The following is a 20,350-nucleotide window of genomic DNA, read 5'->3' on the forward strand; positions in this document are numbered from 1 at the left end:
TGAACGCGCGCACTCGATCTGTGCCCCATCAGTGGGTTTGCTGTAACGCTCTGCGCTGGCGCAACGGTAAGCGGTTGCAGGGGTGATTCACAACCAGCAGCCGAAAATCGAGCGACCTTTTTCACTGGCCCGAGTAGCCTTTGACGCGCATGCAATCATTGGTCAGGTCGATCTGTTTTTCCGCAATGACGATCCCGTCCCCCACGGCACTGCCCATGCCATGGGTTGTATCGTTCGCGGCGGGGCTTGAGTGGTAGCTGGCGGTCGCCGCTTTGGCCTGGTATTGGCATTCAGCTTTATCGTGTTGGATATCAGCAACACTGGCGCCTGGCCGGGACCAGTCATGAACAGACGTAACGCACGCGCTCAACAGCGCCGCGAATATGGCAATCGTTATCAGTTTCATGGTTGTACCGCCCATCAATAAAAGTTTTTCGACTGATTCGGCTTGCAGTGATCGCATCACTTGCAACTGAACGTCACGTTCGCCACGTCATTCGCCGGATCCACCGGCAAGCGCGACTGCACATGAAACACATCGACTTGCTTGCCCAGCGACGCGCACTTCCGGTTGGCGCCGTTCAATGCCAGCTGCCGTACCCCGGAATGCGTGTGTTTGGCCAACTGCGTCTTCGCCGACGCCTGATACTCATACGGGCCCAGTTTCACATCATGGGATTGCCAGACGTAATTGCAGACCAATGCGACCGCGCTCACAGCAATGATCATATTGAGTTTCATGACCGGTACCGATCGCTGCACATTTGCTTCTTCATAACACTCACCTGGATAGCCAAAACCGTTTCCGCGTGGTCATCCGCAATCTCGATGACGCCGTGGAGTCATGATTGAGCAGTTGGATATCGAGGTGAAGAAAAACGAAGTATCTTTCAGACTCCATTAGAAATACTTAACGGGAATGGCGGCCATGCAACTCGACGCAAAACAGATGCAGGCGTTCCTCGCCGTGGTCGACAGCGGCAGTTTCGAAAAGGCGGCAGAACGTCTCAATGTGACGCCGTCGGCCGTGTCGCAGCGAATACATGCACTTGAAGTTCGCCTCGGCAGCTCGATGGTGGTGCGCGGGCGCCCCTGCGAGCCAACGCTGGCGGGAAGAAAACTGATGTTCTATCTGCGCCGTGCAACCGTGCTTGAAGAAGAACTGCTCAACGAGCTGACCGGCGATGAACAGGACCACCTGCGCGTGGTGATTGCGGTCAATGGCGACACACTGGCGACCTGGTTCTTCCCGGCACTGGCCGAGATCTTCGTCAGCGAGAATATTTTGCTCGACGTCGTGGTCGACGATCAGGATCACACCTATGCCCTGCTGGAAAGCGGCCAGGTCATCGGCTGTATCGGCACGCGTTCCCAGCCTATGCGCGGGTGTTTCGCCGAGCTGCTCGGGTCGATGCGCTACCAGTTGGTCGCATCGCCAGAGTTTCAGCAGCGCTGGTTTGCCAAGGGCCTGACCCGCGCGGCGGCGCGCAAGGCGCCGGTATTTGCCTACTCACGCAAGGACACCTTGCAGTCGGATTTCATGCAGTCACGCTTCGGCCTGCCCGCCGACGCTTACCCCACGCACTACCTGTCACTTCCGGAAGCACGCCTGAAAGCCATACGCCGCGGACTCGGCTACGGCATGGTGCCGTATATGCAAGTCAGCGATTTGCTGAAAAGTCGCGAACTGGTGGATGTGGCACCGGGGCATTTCACCGATGTCGAGCTTTATTGGCATGCGTGGGCGCTGCAATCACCGCGCATGGAGCTGCTCTCCGACCGCGCAGTCCATGCCGCGCGACGGATGTTGAGCAGCAAGGGGCCGACAAAACGCTCAACCATGCCGAAAAAGTAATTGGCGTCACTGGCTGGCGCGAATCAAGCGTTTTTCCGGGATCCCGTTGGCCTCCAGCAAGCCTGCGTCGGCACAACCGCAGCTACCATGATGGCAAAGTGCTAATGACAAATCCGGCAATAAAGTTTAACGTACCGCCGCCCCGACCGATGGAGGGTCGGGCATTCGCACTCAGTTAAGGAAAACGATGGCAATGGTCTATTGTCGTGCTTGCGCCAAGGAGCTACACGAAACGGCGCTCACCTGCCCCCAATGCGGGGCTGCCCAACAGGCCTTCGTGCCGCAAACGCAAGCCGAAATACCCTGGCTGGCCATCGTTTCATTGATCCTCGGGATCATCAGCGCACTCACCCTGTTTGATGACTCCGAATGGGACAGGGAGGCGATTGTCGGTGTCGGCATCCTCAGCCTTGCAGGCCTCACTTGCGGCATCGTCTGTATCAACCAAAAACACCCAGGAAGAAACCTCGCGATCGCCGGCATCATTTTGTCAGGCCTTGCCGCGTTCGTTTTGTCCTGTCTATCGATTGAATAATTTTAGGGAAAAAATATGAGCTTGGTTTTCTGCCGTGGTTGCGCCAAGGAAATTAGCAGCCTGGCTGTGGCATGCCCACAGTGTGGTGCACCTCAGGCCACTCAACAGTCCTATGCAAGCGGCCCCGCCATTACGACGGGCAACCCCTACATGGAAGCGCTGAAGAATTACGCCGAATTCAAAGGCCGCGCTACCCGCCGCGAGTACTGGATGTTCGTGCTGATCAACCTGGGTATCTGCATTGTCATGGGCGTTCTCGACGCCATGCTCAATACCAAGGGCATTCTTTACAACCTCTACAGCCTGGCCATGTTGCTGCCGAGCATTGCCGTCGGTGCGCGCCGTATGCACGACACTGACCGCAGCGGCTGGTGGTTGCTGCTGCCGATCGTCAACCTGGTGTTTCTGGTGCAAGACAGCCAGCCAGGTGCAAACCGTTTCGGGCCGAACCGTAAAGGTAACAACTGAGTCAGCCTGTCACTGTTGATCGAGACGGCCTTCATGGCCGTCTCTTTGTTTGTGCAACCTGTACCTGAGCAGCCCGCGCACTTTTACTCGGCACGCAACACACCTTTGTCATCAAACCAATTGATAGCCCCCTAACGAAAGGTGCATGCTAGAGGGCTCGAATCGGTCTTATATCATTCCGAATGATAGTTACCTTTGCTTCATTCGATTCGTGCCATCACAGCCCGCCGAGCATCATCCGCCCATCTTCAATACATTGGCGGATGATTCCATGGAACAGTCACTCAAACATTTGCGCTTCCCTCTGGCCATGCTGGCCGTGCTGGTGATGAGCGCTTGCGGCAAGACTCCGGAGACTGCCGCCACGATGCCCGCTGCCAAAGTCAGCGTGGCCAAAGTGCTGGAACAACCGGTCAACGAGTGGGACGAATTCACCGGGCGCCTCGAAGCGCCGGAAACCGTTGAAATCCGTCCTCGGGTCTCCGGCCAGATCGACGACGTGGCCTTCACCGAAGGCGCGCTGGTCAAGAAAGGCGACCTGCTGTTCCAGATCGATCCACGTCCATTCCAGGCTGAGGTGCGCCGCCTCGAAGCCCTGGTCGCTCAGGCCCGCGCCAACGCCACTCGCAGTGAAAACGAAGCCGGCCGCGGTGAACGTCTGCGTGCCAGCAACGCCATCTCTGCCGAACTGGCCGACTCACGCACCAGCGCTGCACAAGAGGCCCGCGCCGCCGTCGGTGCCCTGCAAGCGCAACTGGATCTGGCCAAACTGAACCTCAGCTTCACCCGCGTCACGGCACCGATCAGCGGCCGCGTCAGCCGCGCCGAGATCACCGCCGGCAACCTGGTGACCGCCGACACCACACCGCTGACCAGCGTGGTTTCCACCGACAAGGTCTACGCCTACTTCGACGCCGATGAGCGCGTGTTCCTCAAATACACCCAACTTGCCCGTAACGGCCAGCGCGGCGCCACCACCCCGGTGTACATGGGCCTGTCCAACGAAGACGGCAACCCGCACCTGGGGCAGATGAACTTCGTCGACAACCAGGTCAACCCGAAAACCGGCACCATCCGTGGTCGCGCCGTGTTCGACAACAGCGACGGCACCTACACCCCGGGCCTGTATGCACGGCTGAAACTGGTCGGCAGCGGCACCTATAACGCCATGCTGATCAATGACGAAGCCGTCGGCACCGATCTGGGCAAGAAGTTCGTGCTGGTGATGGATGCGGACAACAAGACCGCTTACCGCGCCGTCGAACTGGGTCCGAAAATCGAAGGCTTGCGCATCGTTCGTACCGGTCTGAACAAGGACGACACGATCATCGTCAAGGGTCTGCAACGGGTTCGTCCTGGCTCCCCGGTCACCCCTGAAGTGGTGCCGATGGCCAGCGAACAGACCATCGCGGCACTCGCTCAACAACGTCAAGCGCTGGAAGCCAGCAACCTGCTCAAAGTCGCACCTGCCAAAGGTGCACAGGGTTCGGCTGTGAAGCTGGCTGCTACGACCCCACGCGGTTAAGGGACGACAACTCCGATGAATTTTTCCCAATTCTTCATTTCACGGCCGATCTTCGCAGCGGTGCTGTCGCTGTTGATCCTGATCGCCGGTGCGATTTCGCTGTTCCAGCTACCAATCAGCGAATACCCGGAAGTCGTGCCACCGACCGTGGTGGTGCGTGCCAACTTCCCGGGTGCCAACCCCAAAGTCATCGGTGAAACCGTGGCCGCTCCGCTGGAGCAGGCCATCACCGGCGTCGAGAACATGCTGTACATGTCCTCGCAGTCCACCGCTGACGGCAAGATCACCCTGACCATCACCTTCGCTCTGGGCACTGACCTGGACAACGCGCAGGTGCAGGTGCAGAACCGGGTGACCCGTACCGAACCGAAACTTCCCGAAGAAGTGACGCGCATCGGTATCACCGTCGACAAAGCCTCGCCCGACCTGACCATGGTTGTGCACTTGACCTCGCCGGACAAGCGCTACGACATGCTCTACCTGTCCAACTACGCGATCCTCAACATCAAGGATGAGCTGGCGCGTCTGGGTGGTGTTGGTGACGTGCAGCTGTTCGGTATGGGCGACTACTCGCTGCGGGTCTGGCTTGATCCGAACAAGACCGCGTCGCGCAACCTGACCGCCACCGATGTGGTGACGGCGATTCGTGAGCAGAACCGTCAAGTGGCTGCCGGTCAACTCGGTGCGCCCCCTGCCCCGAATGCCCAGAGCTTCCAGCTGTCGGTCAACACCCAGGGCCGTCTGGTTTCTGAAGAAGAGTTCGAGAACATCATCATTCGCGCAGGCGACAACGGTGAAATCACTCGGCTCAAGGACATCGCACGCGTCGAGCTGGGTTCCAGCCAGTACGCCCTGCGTTCGTTGCTGAACAACCAGCCTGCTGTAGCGATCCCGATCTTCCAGCGCCCAGGCTCGAACGCCATCGAGATCTCGAACGAAGTTCGCGGCAAGATGGAAGAACTGAAGAAAAGCTTCCCGCAAGGCATGGACTACAGCATCGTCTATGACCCGACGATCTTCGTGCGCGGCTCGATCGAAGCGGTGGTTCACACCCTCTTCGAAGCGCTGATCCTCGTGGTGCTGGTGGTGATCCTGTTCCTGCAGACCTGGCGTGCCTCGATCATTCCGTTGGTGGCGGTGCCGGTATCGTTGATCGGTACGTTTGCGGTGATGCACCTGTTTGGCTTCTCGCTCAACGCCCTGTCGCTGTTCGGTCTGGTATTGGCCATCGGTATCGTGGTGGACGACGCCATCGTGGTGGTGGAGAACGTCGAGCGCAACATTGAACTGGGGCTCAACCCCTTCGATGCGACCAAAAAGGCCATGGGCGAAGTGACAGGCCCGATCATTGCCACGGCGCTGGTGCTGTGTGCGGTGTTTGTGCCGGCGGCGTTCATCTCCGGCCTCACCGGGCAGTTCTACAAACAGTTCGCACTGACCATTGCGATCTCGACGGTGATCTCGGCGTTCAACTCGCTGACCCTGTCGCCAGCACTGGCTGCCGTATTGCTCAAAGGGCATGACGCGCCGAAAGACCGCTTCTCCAAGGTGCTCGACAAGATCTTCGGGGGCTGGCTGTTCCGTCCGTTCAACCGCTTCTTCGACCGCGCCAGCCATGGTTATGTCGGCACGGTGCGCCGTGTAATCCGCAGCAGCGGCATCGCCCTGCTGCTGTATGCAGGCCTGATGGTGCTGACGTTCTTCGGTTTCGCCAACACCCCGACCGGTTTCGTCCCAGGCCAGGACAAGCAATACCTGGTGGCCTTCGCGCAACTGCCGGACGCCGCGAGCCTGGATCGCACCGAAGACGTGATCAAGCGCATGTCCGATCTGGCGCTGAAACAGCCCGGCGTGGAAAGCGCCGTAGCGTTCCCCGGCCTGTCGATCAACGGCTTCACCAACAGCCCGAACGCCGGCATCGTGTTCGTGACCCTGAAACCGTTCGACGAACGTAAAGACCCAAGCATGTCCGCCGGTGCCATCGCCGGGGCCTTGAACGGTCAGTACGCGAACATTCAGGAAGCGTACATGGCGATCTTCCCGCCACCGCCGGTACAAGGCCTGGGCACCATTGGTGGTTTCCGCCTGCAAATCGAAGACCGGGGCAACCTGGGCTACGACGAGCTGTACAAGGAAACCATGAACATCATCGCCAAGAGCCACAACGTGCCGGAACTGGCCGGGCTGTTCACCAGCTACACGGTGAACGTGCCGCAGGTCGATGCCGCCATCGACCGCGAAAAGGCCAAGACCCACGGCGTGGCCGTCAGCGACATCTTCGACACCCTGCAGATTTACCTGGGTTCGCTGTATGCCAACGACTTCAACCGCTTCGGGCGCACCTATCAGGTCAACGTTCAGGCTGAACAACAGTTCCGCCTCGAATCCGACCAGATCGGTCAGCTGAAAGTGCGCAACAACAAGGGCGAAATGATCCCGCTGGCGACCTTCATCAAGGTCAGCGATACCTCGGGCCCGGATCGCGTGATGCACTACAACGGCTTCATCACTGCAGAAATCAACGGTGCAGCAGCCCCCGGCTACAGCTCGGGCCAAGCGGAAAAAGCCATCGAGAAACTGCTCAAGGATGAACTTCCGAACGGCATGACCTACGAGTGGACCGACCTGACCTACCAGCAGATTCTGTCCGGCAACACTGCGCTGTTCGTGTTCCCGCTCTGCGTATTGCTGGCGTTCCTGGTGCTCGCCGCTCAGTACGAAAGCTGGAGCCTGCCACTGGCGGTAATCCTGATCGTACCGATGACCCTGCTGTCGGCCATTACCGGGGTGATCATCTCCGGTGGTGACAACAACATCTTCACCCAGATCGGCCTGATCGTACTGGTGGGCCTGGCCTGTAAGAACGCGATTCTGATCGTCGAATTCGCCAAGGATAAACAGCTGGAAGGTCTCGACCCGCTGGCTGCGGTACTGGAAGCCTGCCGTCTGCGTCTGCGGCCGATCCTGATGACCTCCTTCGCGTTCATCATGGGTGTGGTGCCACTGGTGTTCTCCAGCGGTGCCGGTGCCGAAATGCGTCACGCCATGGGTGTGGCGGTGTTCTCCGGGATGCTCGGGGTGACCTTCTTCGGTCTGCTGCTGACCCCCGTGTTCTATGTGCTGATCCGCAACTTCGTGGAGCGCAGCGAAGCTCGCAAAGCGGCCAAGGCGCACAATCTTCAAAAGCCACTGGAGGCGCACCCATGAGTCTGAAAGTCTTCCTGCCGAGCCTGCTGGTGCTGGCCCTGAGTGCCTGCGCCGTCGGCCCTGACTACAAGACCCCGACGACGGAGGCGGCGAACATCACGTCCGCCACCGACGGCGCCGCCGGCCAGAAGAACTTCGACCGTTCGAAATTTGAAGGCATCTGGTGGCAGCAATTCGACGATCCGACCCTCAACCAGTTGGTGACTCAATCGCTGCAAGGCAACCGTGAACTGCGCGTGGCATTCGCCCGCTGGAAAGCCGCTCGGGCGATCCGCGACGACGTCAGCAACGATGCGATGCCGACCATCACCAGCCGCGCCAGCAGTGATCTGGCCAAGGGGCAAATCCCTGGCCAGACCACCAAACGGGTCAACAGCGAGCGCTACGACCTGGGGCTGGACATGGCCTGGGAACTGGACTTGTTCGGACGTATCCAGCGCAATCTGGAATCGGCCGACGCCGAGCAACAAGCGGTCGAGGCGGATCTGTACCAACTGCAAGTCACCATGATTGCCGAACTGGTCGATGCCTATGGCCAACTGCGCGGCGCACAACTGCGCGAGAAAATCGCCGTCGCCAACCTGGAAAACCAGCAGGAGTCGCGCAAGATCACCATCAGCCTGCGTGACGCCGGCGTGGGCGATCAGCTCGACGTCGAACGGGCCGATGCGCGCCTGGCCTCGGTCGAAGCCAGCGTGCCGCAACTGCAAGCAGAACAGGTTCGGCAGAAGAACCGTATCGCCACCCTGCTGGGTGAGCGTCCGGACAAACTGAGCGTCGACCTGAGTCCGAAAGACCTGCCGGCGATTGCCAAAGCGCTGCCGATCGGTGACCCCGGCGAGCTGCTGCAACGGCGCCCGGACATCCTCAGTGCCGAGCGCAAACTGGCGTCGGCCACGGCGCGCATCGGCGTGGCGAAAGCCGACCTGTTCCCTCGGGTCAGCCTCAGCGGGTTCCTCGGCTGGACGGCCGGGCGTGGTTCGCAGATCGGTTCCTCGGCGGCCAACGCCTGGGCACTGGGCCCGAGCATCACCTGGGCGGCGTTCGACCTTGGCAGCGTGCGTGCCCGCTTGCGCGGCGCCGATGCGGATGCCGAAGGCGCACTGGCGACCTACGAGCAACAAGTGCTGCTGGCCCTGGAAGAATCGGAAAACGCCTTCAGCGATTACGGCAAACGTCAGCAACGCTTGATCTCGCTGATCCGTCAGAGTGAATCGAGCCGCAAGGCCGCTGATCTGGCGCAAATCCGCTACCGCGAAGGCACCACCGATTTCCTCGTGCTGCTCGACGCCCAGCGCGAACGGTTGAATGCCGAAGACAGCCAGGCCCAGGCCGAAGTCGATCTGTATCGCGGCATCGTCGCGATCTACAAGGCCCTGGGCGGTGGCTGGCAGCCAGAGACGGTCGCCAGCAAGTAAGCGTCTTGACAGAGCTCCTTTGGTTGGCCGCAACCAACCAATTTTTTGCCCCGCGTATCATTCGGTCGCGGGGCTTTTTTGTGCCCGCCCCTGTAGGAGCTGCCGCAGGCTGCGCCTACCGGTCAATTCGCAATCCCGGGTTTGACTGATGGCCTTGTCTGACCGAAGCTTGCCCCTCTGCTAAAGAACACCCGTTCACGGAAATCGCATGCCTCAGTCCCGCCGTTACCTGCTCATCAGCCTTGGCCTCGTGCTGCTCATCGTCGTTGCCTGGTTATCCCTGCGCTCCACCGCCCCGGTGGTGCCCGAGGCGATCCAACGTGGCTACAGCGAAGCCCTGACCGCGGCCCGTTCCGGTCAACCGGGGGCGGCGCGGCAGTTGTATCAGCAGCTTGCGCGCCCGGACCTGTCAGTCAAACGCAGCGTCTGGCTGTTGGCCGAGCTGCCCAACTACCCAAGCCCGCAGGCGCTGAAACTGGCCGATGCCCATCTGCAAAACGAAGCGCCCGAAGTGCGCCTGGCAGCGATTCAAAGCATCGTGGGACTGGTGCCCGGTGGCCAGCGCAGCTTGCTGCTCGGGCCGATGCTTGATGATGAAGACCAAAGCGTGCGCTTCGCCGCAATCAACGCCCTGCTGGGCCTGACGCCGGATGAACTGGGTTTGTATTTCGCCCCGCTGCAACAGGCGATTGACGGTTGGGAACAGGTGCTCAAAGGCCAACCGGAAAGCGCCGCCACCTACGCACAACTGGCGCGCCTGTATCTGCACAACGCCGAACTGAAACAGGCCCAGCAGGCACTCGATAACACCCTGCGCCTGGAGCCGGGCAACCTGCAGGCGCTGGTGATGCAGATCGATGTCCTCGACCGCCAGGGCCAGAGCGATGCCGCCCGCCAGTTGCTCGCCAAAAAGTTACAGGCCCAACCGGATTCCGCTTACCTGCAGCACGCGTTGGGTTTGTGGCTGTTGCATCACGGCCAACGCGAATTCGCCCTGCTCGGCTTGTCCAAAGCCGTCGAACTGGAGCCTGACAACAAGGACTTCCGCTACGACCTCGCCACCACCCTGCACGCCGCCGAAGAACTCGAAGCGGCGCAGAAACAGTTGCAGGAAGTCGTACAGCGCCACCCCGCCGACCGCAAGGCCCGGGTGCTGCTGATCAATTACTGGAAGGAAAGCGGGCAGTTGCAGAACGTGCAGATTCTGCTCGCACAACTGGAACAGATGAACCCCGACGACCCCGCCTTGCAACAAGGACTTTGAGCCAACACCTCTGCGTTCAATGACATTTTGATATCGAAACCTCGGAACCGTGATGACCGACAGCGGTCAAGTAATCAGGTAGAGCACAACGGCTGGTACAGCCTGCTGCCTCGATTCCCCTAGTCATGAGAGGGCATTCTTTGTCTACGTCCAACGAGTTGATCAGTGCAAAAGCCGCCACCGGCATCACCGGCCTGGATGACATCCTGGCCGGCGGTCTGTCCCGGAGCCACGTGTTTTTGCTCGAGGGTGAACCCGGCACAGGCAAGACCACCGTCGCGTTGCATTTTCTGATGGCTGGCGCCCGCGCCGGCGAACGCTGTCTGTACATCACGCTGTCGGAAACCGAGCGTGAATTGCGTCAGGGCGCGGCCTCCCACGGCTGGGAACTGAACGACAACATCGAAATCTTCGAGCTGACCCCGCCAGAAAGTCTGCTCAACGCCGAGCATCAGCAAAGCCTGCTGTACTCCTCCGACCTTGAATTGGGCGAAGCCACCAAGCAGATTTTTGAAGTGGTCGAACGCTTCAAACCGACCCGCGTGGTGCTCGACAGCCTGTCGGAGATTCGCCTGCTGGCGCAAAGCTCGCTGCGTTACCGTCGACAGATTCTGGCGATCAAACATTACTTCGTGCGTTACGACGCCACCGTCCTGCTGCTCGACGACTTGACCACCGAGTCCCTCGACAAGACCGTGCACAGCGTTGCCCACGGGGTGGTCCGCCTCGAAGAACTGACCCCCAACTATGGCGCCGAACGCCGACGCGTGCGCATCGTCAAGTATCGCGGCCAAAAGTATCGCGGTGGTTTCCACGACTTCACCATCATGGGCGACGGCGTGCATGTGTTTCCGCGTCTGGTGGCCGCCGAGCACCGCAGCGACTACCCACGCCTGCAACTGCGCAGCGGCATCAAGGAAATGGACGCGCTGCTGGGCGGCGGTGTCGAAACCGGCTCCAGTACGCTGATCCTCGGCCCGGCGGGTACCGGCAAATCGCTGATCTCGATGATCTTCGCCGCCGCCGCCGTGGAACGCGGGGAAAAGGCCGCGTTGTTTATTTTCGACGAAGAACTGGGCTTGTTGTTCGAGCGCATGAACAACATCGGTATCGACCTGAAAGCGCTGCAGGCCACCGGCAACCTGGTGATCGAGCAAGTGGACGCTGCCGAACTGTCCCCTGGCGAATTTTCCCACCGGGTGCGCCGCTGCGTCGACGAGCAAAAAATCAAGACCGTGGTGATCGACAGCATCAACGGCTATCAAGCGGCGATGCCGGAAGAGAACGCACTGGTGCTGCACATGCACGAGTTGTTGCTGTATCTGAACCGCCAGGGCGCAGCGACCTTCATGACCGTTGCCCAGCACGGTCTGGTCGGCGACATGCAGGCGCCGGTCGACATCACTTACCTGGCCGACACGGTGATCCTGTTGCGTTATTTTGAAGCCCTGGGCAAGGTTCGCCGGGCCATTTCGGTGATCAAGAAACGCACCGGCAGCCATGAATCGACCATCCGCGAATACCGGATTTCCGCGCAAGGCATGACCATCGGTGAACCGCTGGAAGCGTTCCAGGGCGTGTTGCGCGGTGTACCGACCTATTTCGGCGCGAGCAAGCCGCTGTTGCAGGAAGATACCTTGTGACGGTTACCGTACCGCTGGCAGAACGGGCACTGATTCTGGCGCCCATGGGGCGTGACAGCCAGGTTGCGCTGATGATCCTCAATGAGGCCGGATACGGCGGGGTCATCGCTGCTGATCTGGGCGCGCTGTGCGCTGAACTGGAGCCCGGCGCCGGGCTGTTGCTGATTGCCACCGAAGCCCTGCTCGGACCGGAACTGGAAACCCTGCTGCAGTACCTGGAACAACAGCCGGCGTGGTCGGATCTGCCGATCGTCCTGCTGACCCACCACGGCGGCCCGGAACAAGGCCCCTCCTCGCGCCTGAGCAAACTGCTGGGCAATGTCACCTTTCTTGAGCGTCCGTTTCATCCGGCGACCCTGGTCAGCCTGGTGTCCACCGCCCTGCGCGGGCGCCGACGACAATACGAAGCTCGCGACCGTCTGATCGACCTGAGTGAAAGCGAACGGCGCCTGCAGTCGACCCTCGAAACCCTTGAGCAGCAGGTCGAGGAACGCACCGCGCAACTTCGGCACAACGAAGAAGCCCTGCGCCAGTCGCAGAAAATGGAAGCGGTCGGCCAGCTCACCGGCGGCATCGCCCACGACTTCAACAACATGCTCACCGGGATCATCGGCAGCCTCGAACTGCTGCGCCGGCGCTTGGCGCGCGGCCGTCTGGATGACCTCGACAGCCTGATCGACCTGGGCGTGACCTCGGCCAACCGCGCGGCCGGCCTGACCCACCGTCTGCTGGCCTTCTCCCGCCGGCAATCGCTGGATTCCAAAGCGGTGGAGATGAACGCGCTGGTGCAATCGATGGGCGAGCTGCTGCAACGCAGCCTCAACGAAAGCATTCAGTTGGACATGCGTCTGAACGACAAGCTGTGGGTGGCCGAAGCCGACCCCAATCAATTGGAAAGCGCCCTGCTTAATCTGGTGCTCAATGCCCGCGACGCCATGCCCGACGGCGGCAAGCTGGTGGTCGAGACCAGCAACCAGGTCCTGCACCCCGAGTTCACCGAGGCCTACCCCAGCCTTGAACCGGGCGATTACGTGATGCTCAGCGTCACCGATAACGGCAGCGGCATGCCGCAGAGCGTGATCAACCGCGCATTCGATCCGTTCTTCACCACCAAACCGATCGGCCAAGGCACCGGTTTGGGCCTGTCGATGATTTACGGCTTCAGCAAACAGTCCCGTGGTCACGTCTCGATCGACAGCGAAATCGATCAGGGCACCACGGTCAAACTGTACCTGCCGCGCTTTCGCGGCGAAGAGCTCGACCACCCGGTTTGCGATATCCAGCAAGCCCCGGATGCGCTGGATGGCGAAACCGTACTGATCGTCGAAGACGACCCGGCTGTGCGCGTGCTGGTCAGCGCGGTGCTCAGTGAGTTGGGTTATGCGTTTGTCGAAGCGAGCGATGCCGATGGCGCCGTGCCGATCCTCAACTCGACGCAGCGCATCGACCTGCTGATCAGCGACGTCGGCCTGCCCGGCATGAACGGGCGACAACTGGCGGAAATCGGCCGGCAGTACCGCCCGGGGCTGAAGGTGCTGTTCATCACCGGTTACGCCGAACACGCTGCCGTGCGCGGCGGCTTCCTCGACTCCGGCATGCAGATGATCACCAAGCCGTTCACCTTTGATCTGCTGACTGCCAAAGTCCGCGAGATGATCAATAACTGATCCCCCAAAACAACTGTAGGAGCGGCCAAAGGCTGCGATCTTTTGATCTTGTTTTCAGAATCAAACGATCGCAGCCTGCGGCAGCTCCTACAGGGGCGTCTCAGTGTTTTGGATCAGGCCAGCAGTTCCTGAATCTTTTCCTGCAACACGTCCAGATCGAACGGTTTTTCCAGGATCGGCGCCTTGTTGGTGATCGGGCTGCCGGTCTCGCGGATTTCCTGCGGATAGCCGCTGATGAAGATCACCTTCAGGTCCGGACGCAGCTTTACGGCCGGTTCGGCGATCTGCACGCCGGAGATTCCGCCCGGCAGGCGGAAATCGGTGATCAACATGTCCAGATGCGGTTTGGTCGCAAGAATCTCGAACGCCTGCTCGCCGTTTTCGGCCTGCAACACGCGGTATCCCAGCCCCGACAAGTAATCTGTCAGGATCATCAAGATAACCGGTTCGTCCTCGACGACGAGTACTACATCTTGTGCATCTACGCTCATGGGAAGCCTTTGTTCGGTCAATAGCTGCTGATACGACCGTGCGGTCACTCAGAGGTTGCGTCGGATGTGCCGTTTTCCTGGATTGGCAGACAAACGCGAAACAGGGCGCCTTCGTTGATTTGACTCTCGACGACGATGGAACCGCCATGGGCGGCGACGATCTGCTCGGAAATGAACAGACCCAGTCCGAGACCAGCCACTACCGTCTTGGCGGAGACCCGTTCGAACTGCTGGAAAATACGTTTCTGGTTCTCTTCGCTGATGCCGATCCCACGGTCCTGAACCTCGACGCGCGCCTCGTCACCTTCGCGGTAAACCCGCACCTGAATCGGGCTGCGACCGCCGTAGCGCAAGGCATTGGTCAGCAGGTTCGACACCACCTGCTCAATGCGAAACTCATCCCAGCAACCCTCCACCGGTTCCGGGGCGGTGAAGGTCACCTCGGTCTCGGCCGCCTCCATTTGCTGGGCAAAATTCTGCAGCAGGTTGCTCACCAGTTGCGTCAGATCGAAACGATTCGGCCGGATCGACAGCTTGCCGGTACGAATCCGCGAGACGTCGAGCATGTCTTCGATCAGCCGAATCAGGCTTTTGATCTGACGCTCGTCGCGGTCGACCATCGCGTGCATCTTGTCGAGGGTGAACGCCGCGGCGTTATCCCGCGCCAGGTGCATTTTGCGCAACTGGGTTTCGAGTATCAGGCCGTTGAGCGGCGTGCGCACTTCGTGGGCGACGATCGACATGAAGTCATCGCGCATCCGCACCGCCTGCTCCAGCTCCAGCTGCGTGCTCTGCAGTTGTTGCAGCAGCGCTTCCTGCTCGCGACGAGCCTGCTCCAGGGCTTCGACCTGTTGCTTCATGGCCTTGCTCTGGCGGTACAGGTCGACGAACACGTTGACCTTGCTCTTCACCGCGTGGATATCCAGCGGCTTGTGCAGGAAGTCCACCGCCCCGCTCTCGTAGCCCTTGAACGCGTAGTTCAGTTCACGGCCGGCGGCGCTGACGAAGATGATGGGAATGTTCTTGGTTTTCTCGGTGCCACGCATCAACTCGGCGAGTTCGAAACCGTTCATACCCGGCATCTGCACATCGAGGATGGCCATGGCGAACTCGTGTTGCAGCAGCAACGAAAGGGCTTCGTCCGCCGACAGCGCCTTATAAACGGTGCGGTCTTCGCGTTTGATCAGTGCCTCGAGAGCCAGCAGGTTCTCCGGCAGATCGTCGACGATCAGCAATTTGGCCTGGATATTACTCAGCATGCGATTCGTTCCAGCTCGACAAGCAGACGGCCGATGCCGTGAATGGGTAGGACATGGTCCGGCTGCTGAAGCTTCAGTGCAGCCAGAGGCATGGTGGCGACCTGTGCATCTTTAGGGTCCTGAACGATGGTCAGCCCGCCGCGCTGTTTGACTTGCTTCAGGCCGCGAGCGCCATCGTGATTGGCGCCGGTCAACAGCACAGCGGCCAGCGACTCGCCATAAACGTCGGCGGCCGATTCGAACAGGTAATCAATGGCGGGTCGGGAATGGTGCACGCGGTCTTCAAGACTCAGCGACAGACTGCGATCCTGCTCCACCGACAAGTGATAACCGGGTGTCGCGAAATAAACGGTGCCGGGCATGATGTCTTGCTTGTCGGTCGCCTCTTCCACCGGCAGCATCAGGCGTCGGGAGAACACTTCAGCCAAATGACTGCGGCGTTCCTCCGGCAGGTGCAACACGACGATGATCGGCAGCACGTATCCCTGGCGCAGCGGCCCGAGCAGGCTCAGCAGCGCCTCGACGCCACCGGCGGAAGCCCCGACCACAATCGCCTCGACGCGAGGCAAATCCACGGCATCGTTCATAGTTTGCGGTAAATCCGTTCTTGTTTGACCAGTGGCTCGAACTGGTTGGCGTAACCGGAAAAATCCAGCGTTTCCTTGCTGCCCAGCACCAGAAAACCACGGTGGCACAGCGATTCATGAAACAGACCGAAGGCACGGTCCTGAAGTTTCTTATTGAAGTAAATCAGTACGTTGCGGCAGGAAATTAACTGAGTTTCGGAGAACACGCTGTCCGTCGCCAGACTGTGATCGGCAAAGGTCACGTTCTCACACAGGCTCTTGTCGAAAATCGCGTAACCGTAGGCCGCCGTGTAGTAATCGGCGAAAGAGCGCTGACCACCGGCCTGCTGGTAATTGGCGGTGTAGGCGCGCACGTTCTCCATCGAGAAGATGCCCTGCTTGGCCTTATCCAGCGAGCGCGGGTTGATGTCGGTGGCGTAGATGATCGTACGGTCAAGCAGGCCTTCTTCGCGCAACAGGATCGCCATCGAATAGACCTCTTCGCCGGTGCTGCACCCGGCGATCCAGATCTTCAGCGATGGATAGGTGCGCAGCAGCGGCACCACTTCCTTGCGGATCGCCAGAAAGTGCGACGGATCGCGAAACATCTCGCTGACCGGGATCGTCAGCAACTGCAACAACTGCATGAACGCGGTCGGATCGTGCAGCACTTTCTCCTGCAACGCGGAAATGGTCGCACACTCGAACTGGCTCAAGGCGTGCTGCACCCGGCGCTTGATCGAAGCGCCCGAGTAATCGCGAAAATCGTAGCTGTACTTGAGGTATATCGCCTCGATCAGCAAGCGTAATTCGATTTCGCTGTTGCGCTCTGCGGAGTGACTGCTATCCACTAAATGCGTTCCATCTTCGGTAACCACACGCGAATCAACGAGAACAGACGATCCAGATCGATGGGCTTGGCCAGGTAATCGTTGGCGCCCGCCTGCAGGCAACGCTCCTGATCGTCCTTCATGGCCTTGGCCGTTACCGCAATGATCGGCAGCTTGCGCCAGCGCGGATCCTTGCGGATTTCAATGGTGGCTTCAAAACCATCCATCTCCGGCATCATCACGTCCATCAACACCAGATCGATGTCCTCGACCTCATTCAACTTATCAATCGCCTCGCGGCCATTCCGGCCGATCACCACCACGGCGCCCTTGTGCTCCAGCGCACTGGTCAGGGCGAAGATGTTGCGCACATCGTCGTCCACCAGCAGCACCTTGCGACCTTCGAAGACCTTGTCGCGGCTGCGGGCGGTCTTGAGCATCTTCTGCCGTTCATGGGACAACTGCGATTCGACTTTGTGCAGAAAGAGTGTCACCTCGTCCAGCAAGCGCTCCGGCGAGCGTGCGCCCTTGATGATGATCGAGCGCGAATACTTGCGCAGCTCAGCCTCTTCATCGCGAGTCAGGTTGCGGCCGGTGTAGACAATGACCGGCGGGAACGAGCAGATGTCCTCGGTAGACATGCGCTTGAGCAGATCGTTGCCGAGCATGTCCGGCAGCTTCAGGTCGATCACCATGCAGTCGTAAATCGTCGTGCGCAGTTTCTCCAGCGCCTCCTGCGCCAGGCCGACGGCAGTGATTTCAATGTCGTCATCACCGATCAGGCGGGCAATGCTTTCACGTTGCAGGTCGTCATCTTCCACCAGCAGCACGCGCTTGACCTTCTGCGTCAGCTTGGCTTCCAGGCGGGCGAACACGTCCTTGAGCTCTTCACGGGTGGTCGGTTTGACCGCATAGCCGATGGCGCCCATGTGCATGGCCGCTTCGACGCGATCTTCAACCGAAATGACGTGCACCGGAATGTGCCGGGTCTCGGCGTGTTCTTTCAGGCGCTGCAGCACGGTCAGCCCGGAATGATCCGGCAGGCGCATGTCGAGCAGGATCGCGTCCGGGATAAACTCGCGGGCCAGGTCGTAACCTTCGTCCGCACCGTGGGCGACCAGACACTCGTAACCCAGTTCATGGGCGAGGTCGTAAAGGATGTGCGCGAAGTTCGGCTCGTCTTCCACCACCAAAATGCAGCGGGTAGCAAACGGCGCCCTGCCCCGGTCATCGGCGAAACGCGGGATGTGTACCGGCGCCATCGGCGACACTGCGATCGAGGACGGCGCCAGCGGTACCGGGGCGGTGACTGGCGGCGGCGTAAAGGTCAACGGCGCGGACGGTGCTTCGCCCGGTTCCAGGTATTGCTGTGGCAACACCAGCGTGAACACGCTGCCCTGCCCCGGCGCGCTACTGACGCTGATCGAACCGCCGAGCAAGGCCGCCAGATCCCGCGAAATCGACAAGCCGAGCCCGGTGCCACCGTATTTGCGGTTGGTGGTGCCGTCAGCCTGACGGAAGGCTTCAAAAATGCTTTCCAGTTGATCGGCCGCGATGCCGATCCCGGAGTCGCGCACGATAAACGCAATGCGCTCGTCCGGCTGGCCGGCGATGGTCAGGCTGACCGTGCCCTTCTCGGTAAACTTCACGGCGTTGGACAGCAGGTTCTTGATCACCTGTTCCAGACGCTGGCGGTCGGTGTACAGCATCGCCGGGGCGCCCGGTTGCAGATCGACGCTGAACGTCAGCTGCTTGTCCGCCGCCAATGGCTCGAACACGCTGCGCAGGCCGTCCGCCAGACGTGCAACGCTGGTGTTTTCCGGGATCACTTCGAGCTTGCCAGCCTCGACCTTGGAAATGTCGAGAATGTCGTTGATCAGGTTCAACAGGTCATTGCCGGCCGAATAAATCGATTCGGCAAACTTAACCTGTTCGGCCGTCAGGTTGTCCTGCGGGTTTTCCGCGAGCAACTTGGCGAGGATCAGCGAACTGTTCAGCGGCGTGCGCAGTTCGTGGGACATGTTGGCGAGGAATTCGGATTTGTACTTGCTCGAACGCTGCAGTTCTTCGGCGCGCTCTTCGAGTTGCACCTGCACCTGATTGAGTTCGGTGTTCTTCAGGTCCATGGCGTCGCGTTGCTCGGCCAGGGTTTGCGCCTGTTCGGCCAACTGCTCGTTGGTCTGTTCCAGTTCGACCTGCTGGGTCTCCAGATGCGCCTGAGATTCCTTGAGAATCCGCGACTGCTCTTCCAGCTCTTCGTTGGCGGTCTTGAGCTCTTCCTGCTGTACCTGCAACTCTTCGTTGAGCTGCTGGGTTTCGGCCAGGACTTCCTGCAAACGCTGGCGATAGCGCGCGGCCTCGATCGAGGTGCCGATGTTGCCGGCAATCAGCTCCAGCAATTCGACGTCGCGTTGGCTCAGCGGGCGCAGGAAGCCCAGCTCGATCACGCCGTTGATCTGGTCATCATTACTGGTCGGCACCACCAGCACACTGCGCGGCAGGCCTTCGCCGAGGCCGGAGCTGACTTTGAAATAGTCCGATGGCACCGAATCCAGGCGAATCAGGCGCCCTTCCTGGGCCACCTGGCCGACAATGCCTTCTCCGCTGTAGATCGCCTGACCTTGTTCTTCCTGCTCGCGCGAGAAGCCGTAGGCCGCTACGCGCTTGAGGCCGCCATGCTCTTCGCGCACGTAGAGCGCCGCGACTGCCGTGCCCAGATACTGCGCGCAGAATTGCAGAATGTTGCGCCCCAGCAGATTCAGCGTCAGTTGCCCCAGCACCTGCTCCGCCAATTCGGTCTGGCCGCTGCGCATCCACGCCTGACGCTCCAGGCGTTCGGCACTGGCTTGCTGCGCAGCGAGGGTGGCGCTGTAGCTGTCCGACAGGTTGACCAGGTCGCGACGACCAACATAAGCCAGCAAGCCGCTGATGCTGGCAATAAACAGCAGATACAGGGTGATGCTCCAGATCGTGGTGCGGCGCACGTCCTCGTTGCGCGAGGCACGCAACTGCTGCTCCATGTCGATCACGTCTTCGAATTGCTTGCGGATCTCGTCGGTCAGGCGCTTGCCACGCCCGGCCTTGACCGCGCCCTTGTAGTCACCGCTGGAGCGCTGCAGATCGATCATCGATTGCGCGTAGTTGCTCCACTCGGTCTGCAACGCCTGCAGACGCCGCAACCGGTCAGTCTGCACCGGGTTGTCGGCGGTCAGTTCGAGCAAGGTGTTGAGCGCCACGTTGATCCGCGGCTTGGCGGTCTCGTACGGGTCGAGGAAGTGCTCGTCGCCGCTGAGCAGGAAGCCGCGCATGCCGGTTTCCAGGTCCACGGTGAGCTTCACCGCTTCGTTGGCGTTGTTGATCACACGGTCGGTGTGCTCCACCCACTGGATCACCGACAGCAGGTACGTGATCAATGAAATGAAAAACACCGCACTGATCGCGCCGACGCCCAATGGCAGACTGATGTTGCGGGTCAGAAGTTTGCGAAACCGTGATTCATCAATCGAAGACGGAGTGGGCATGGGGCGGCCTTGTCGAACTGTCGAAACCGGGGAGTTTGCCCCAAAACAGCGGCATGGATCCATTTTTCTCACAGATTTAGCAGCAATTTCCTACTTTTACC

General features: G+C 60.2%; 16 protein-coding genes. 9 read left to right on the forward strand and 7 right to left on the reverse strand.

The annotated features are described in order from the left end of the window. Positions 1-121: 121 nt before the first annotated feature. Together HBN98_RS20550 and HBN98_RS20555 are read right to left on the reverse strand one after the other, a co-directional pair. A complete protein-coding gene (locus HBN98_RS20550; RefSeq protein ID WP_151101561.1) occupies positions 122-406 on the reverse strand; it encodes a hypothetical protein in 285 nt (94 codons plus the stop codon). Positions 407-462: 56 nt separating this feature from the next. After that, the gene (locus tag HBN98_RS20555) at positions 463-729 is read right to left on the reverse strand and encodes a hypothetical protein (RefSeq protein WP_083369060.1); all 267 of its coding nucleotides are present in this window, start codon (positions 727-729) and stop codon (positions 463-465) included. A 199-nt stretch (positions 730-928) separates the two neighbouring features. On the opposite strand from HBN98_RS20555, the gene argP reads away from it, so the two are divergent. The 9 genes from argP to HBN98_RS20600 all read left to right on the forward strand — a co-directional run bounded on the left by argP (position 929) and on the right by HBN98_RS20600 (position 13,582). Then, positions 929-1,855 (forward strand): HTH-type transcriptional regulator ArgP, encoded by a 927-nt coding sequence (gene argP, locus HBN98_RS20560; RefSeq protein ID WP_083369059.1) that lies wholly within the window; start codon positions 929-931, stop codon positions 1,853-1,855. A 187-nt stretch (positions 1,856-2,042) separates the two neighbouring features. Continuing rightward, a complete protein-coding gene (locus HBN98_RS20565; RefSeq protein ID WP_083369058.1) occupies positions 2,043-2,390 on the forward strand; it encodes a hypothetical protein in 348 nt (115 codons plus the stop codon). Between the two features lie 15 nt (positions 2,391-2,405). Beyond that, entirely contained in the window at positions 2,406-2,858 is a 453-nt protein-coding gene (locus HBN98_RS20570) for a DUF805 domain-containing protein (protein ID WP_064587623.1), read from the forward strand. A gap of 271 nt (positions 2,859-3,129) precedes the next feature. Next, positions 3,130-4,383: a multidrug efflux RND transporter periplasmic adaptor subunit MexE gene (gene mexE / locus HBN98_RS20575; RefSeq protein ID WP_083369057.1), complete on the forward strand. Its 1,254-nt coding sequence runs from the start codon at positions 3,130-3,132 to the stop codon at positions 4,381-4,383. Between the two features lie 15 nt (positions 4,384-4,398). Next, the gene (locus HBN98_RS20580) at positions 4,399-7,590 is read left to right on the forward strand and encodes an efflux RND transporter permease subunit (protein ID WP_083369056.1); all 3,192 of its coding nucleotides are present in this window, start codon (positions 4,399-4,401) and stop codon (positions 7,588-7,590) included. After that, entirely contained in the window at positions 7,587-9,008 is a 1,422-nt protein-coding gene (locus tag HBN98_RS20585) for an efflux transporter outer membrane subunit (RefSeq protein ID WP_083369055.1), read from the forward strand. Before HBN98_RS20580 ends, HBN98_RS20585 begins: the two co-directional genes overlap by 4 nt. A 208-nt stretch (positions 9,009-9,216) precedes the next feature. Next, the gene (locus tag HBN98_RS20590) at positions 9,217-10,272 is read left to right on the forward strand and encodes a tetratricopeptide repeat protein (protein ID WP_083369054.1); all 1,056 of its coding nucleotides are present in this window, start codon (positions 9,217-9,219) and stop codon (positions 10,270-10,272) included. Between the two features lie 140 nt (positions 10,273-10,412). Further along, entirely contained in the window at positions 10,413-11,915 is a 1,503-nt protein-coding gene (locus tag HBN98_RS20595; RefSeq protein WP_083369053.1) for an ATPase domain-containing protein, read from the forward strand. Continuing rightward, on the forward strand, positions 11,912-13,582 hold the full coding sequence (locus HBN98_RS20600) for an ATP-binding protein (RefSeq protein ID WP_083369052.1): 1,671 nt from the start codon (positions 11,912-11,914) through the stop codon (positions 13,580-13,582). The genes HBN98_RS20595 and HBN98_RS20600 overlap by 4 nt, the downstream gene beginning before the upstream one ends. Before the next feature lie 113 nt (positions 13,583-13,695). Here HBN98_RS20600 and HBN98_RS20605 read toward each other — a convergent pair whose 3' ends face one another. The 5 genes from HBN98_RS20605 to HBN98_RS20625 are packed head-to-tail and all read right to left on the reverse strand — an operon-like array spanning position 13,696 to position 20,249. Then, the gene (locus HBN98_RS20605) at positions 13,696-14,073 is read right to left on the reverse strand and encodes a response regulator (protein ID WP_083369051.1); all 378 of its coding nucleotides are present in this window, start codon (positions 14,071-14,073) and stop codon (positions 13,696-13,698) included. A gap of 44 nt (positions 14,074-14,117) precedes the next feature. After that, on the reverse strand, positions 14,118-15,332 hold the full coding sequence (locus tag HBN98_RS20610; protein ID WP_064587631.1) for a hybrid sensor histidine kinase/response regulator: 1,215 nt from the start codon (positions 15,330-15,332) through the stop codon (positions 14,118-14,120). Further along, positions 15,326-15,919, reverse strand: a complete 594-nt coding sequence (locus tag HBN98_RS20615) for a chemotaxis protein CheB (RefSeq protein ID WP_083369050.1) — start codon at positions 15,917-15,919, stop codon at positions 15,326-15,328. Before HBN98_RS20615 ends, HBN98_RS20610 begins: the two co-directional genes overlap by 7 nt. After that, positions 15,916-16,749, reverse strand: a complete 834-nt coding sequence (locus HBN98_RS20620) for a CheR family methyltransferase (RefSeq protein WP_064587633.1) — start codon at positions 16,747-16,749, stop codon at positions 15,916-15,918. The genes HBN98_RS20615 and HBN98_RS20620 overlap by 4 nt, the downstream gene beginning before the upstream one ends. Next, complete coding sequence (locus tag HBN98_RS20625) at positions 16,749-20,249, reverse strand: response regulator (protein WP_083369049.1); 3,501 nt, start codon at positions 20,247-20,249, stop codon at positions 16,749-16,751. The genes HBN98_RS20620 and HBN98_RS20625 overlap by 1 nt, the downstream gene beginning before the upstream one ends. Between the last annotated feature and the right edge of the window lie 101 nt (positions 20,250-20,350).

It is taken from the genome of Pseudomonas koreensis, from assembly GCF_012986595.1.
Taxonomy (GTDB): domain Bacteria; phylum Pseudomonadota; class Gammaproteobacteria; order Pseudomonadales; family Pseudomonadaceae; genus Aquipseudomonas; species Aquipseudomonas koreensis.

Bases quoted from the DNA above. Each gene is read 5' to 3' on its own strand.
- HBN98_RS20550 (WP_151101561.1), bottom strand. From the start codon at position 406: ATGAAACTGATAACGATTGCCATATTCGCGGCGCTGTTGAGCGCGTGC.
- HBN98_RS20605 (WP_083369051.1), bottom strand. From the start codon at position 14,073: ATGAGCGTAGATGCACAAGATGTAGTACTCGTCGTCGAGGACGAACCG.
- HBN98_RS20555 (WP_083369060.1), bottom strand. From the start codon at position 729: ATGATCATTGCTGTGAGCGCGGTCGCATTGGTCTGCAATTACGTCTGG.
- HBN98_RS20585 (WP_083369055.1), top strand. From the start codon at position 7,587: ATGAGTCTGAAAGTCTTCCTGCCGAGCCTGCTGGTGCTGGCCCTGAGT.
- argP (WP_083369059.1), top strand. From the start codon at position 929: ATGCAACTCGACGCAAAACAGATGCAGGCGTTCCTCGCCGTGGTCGAC.
- mexE (WP_083369057.1), top strand. From the start codon at position 3,130: ATGGAACAGTCACTCAAACATTTGCGCTTCCCTCTGGCCATGCTGGCC.
- HBN98_RS20615 (WP_083369050.1), bottom strand. From the start codon at position 15,919: ATGAACGATGCCGTGGATTTGCCTCGCGTCGAGGCGATTGTGGTCGGG.
- HBN98_RS20610 (WP_064587631.1), bottom strand. From the start codon at position 15,332: ATGCTGAGTAATATCCAGGCCAAATTGCTGATCGTCGACGATCTGCCG.
- HBN98_RS20580 (WP_083369056.1), top strand. From the start codon at position 4,399: ATGAATTTTTCCCAATTCTTCATTTCACGGCCGATCTTCGCAGCGGTG.
- HBN98_RS20570 (WP_064587623.1), top strand. From the start codon at position 2,406: ATGAGCTTGGTTTTCTGCCGTGGTTGCGCCAAGGAAATTAGCAGCCTG.
- HBN98_RS20565 (WP_083369058.1), top strand. From the start codon at position 2,043: ATGGCAATGGTCTATTGTCGTGCTTGCGCCAAGGAGCTACACGAAACG.
- HBN98_RS20590 (WP_083369054.1), top strand. From the start codon at position 9,217: ATGCCTCAGTCCCGCCGTTACCTGCTCATCAGCCTTGGCCTCGTGCTG.
- HBN98_RS20625 (WP_083369049.1), bottom strand. From the start codon at position 20,249: ATGCCCACTCCGTCTTCGATTGATGAATCACGGTTTCGCAAACTTCTG.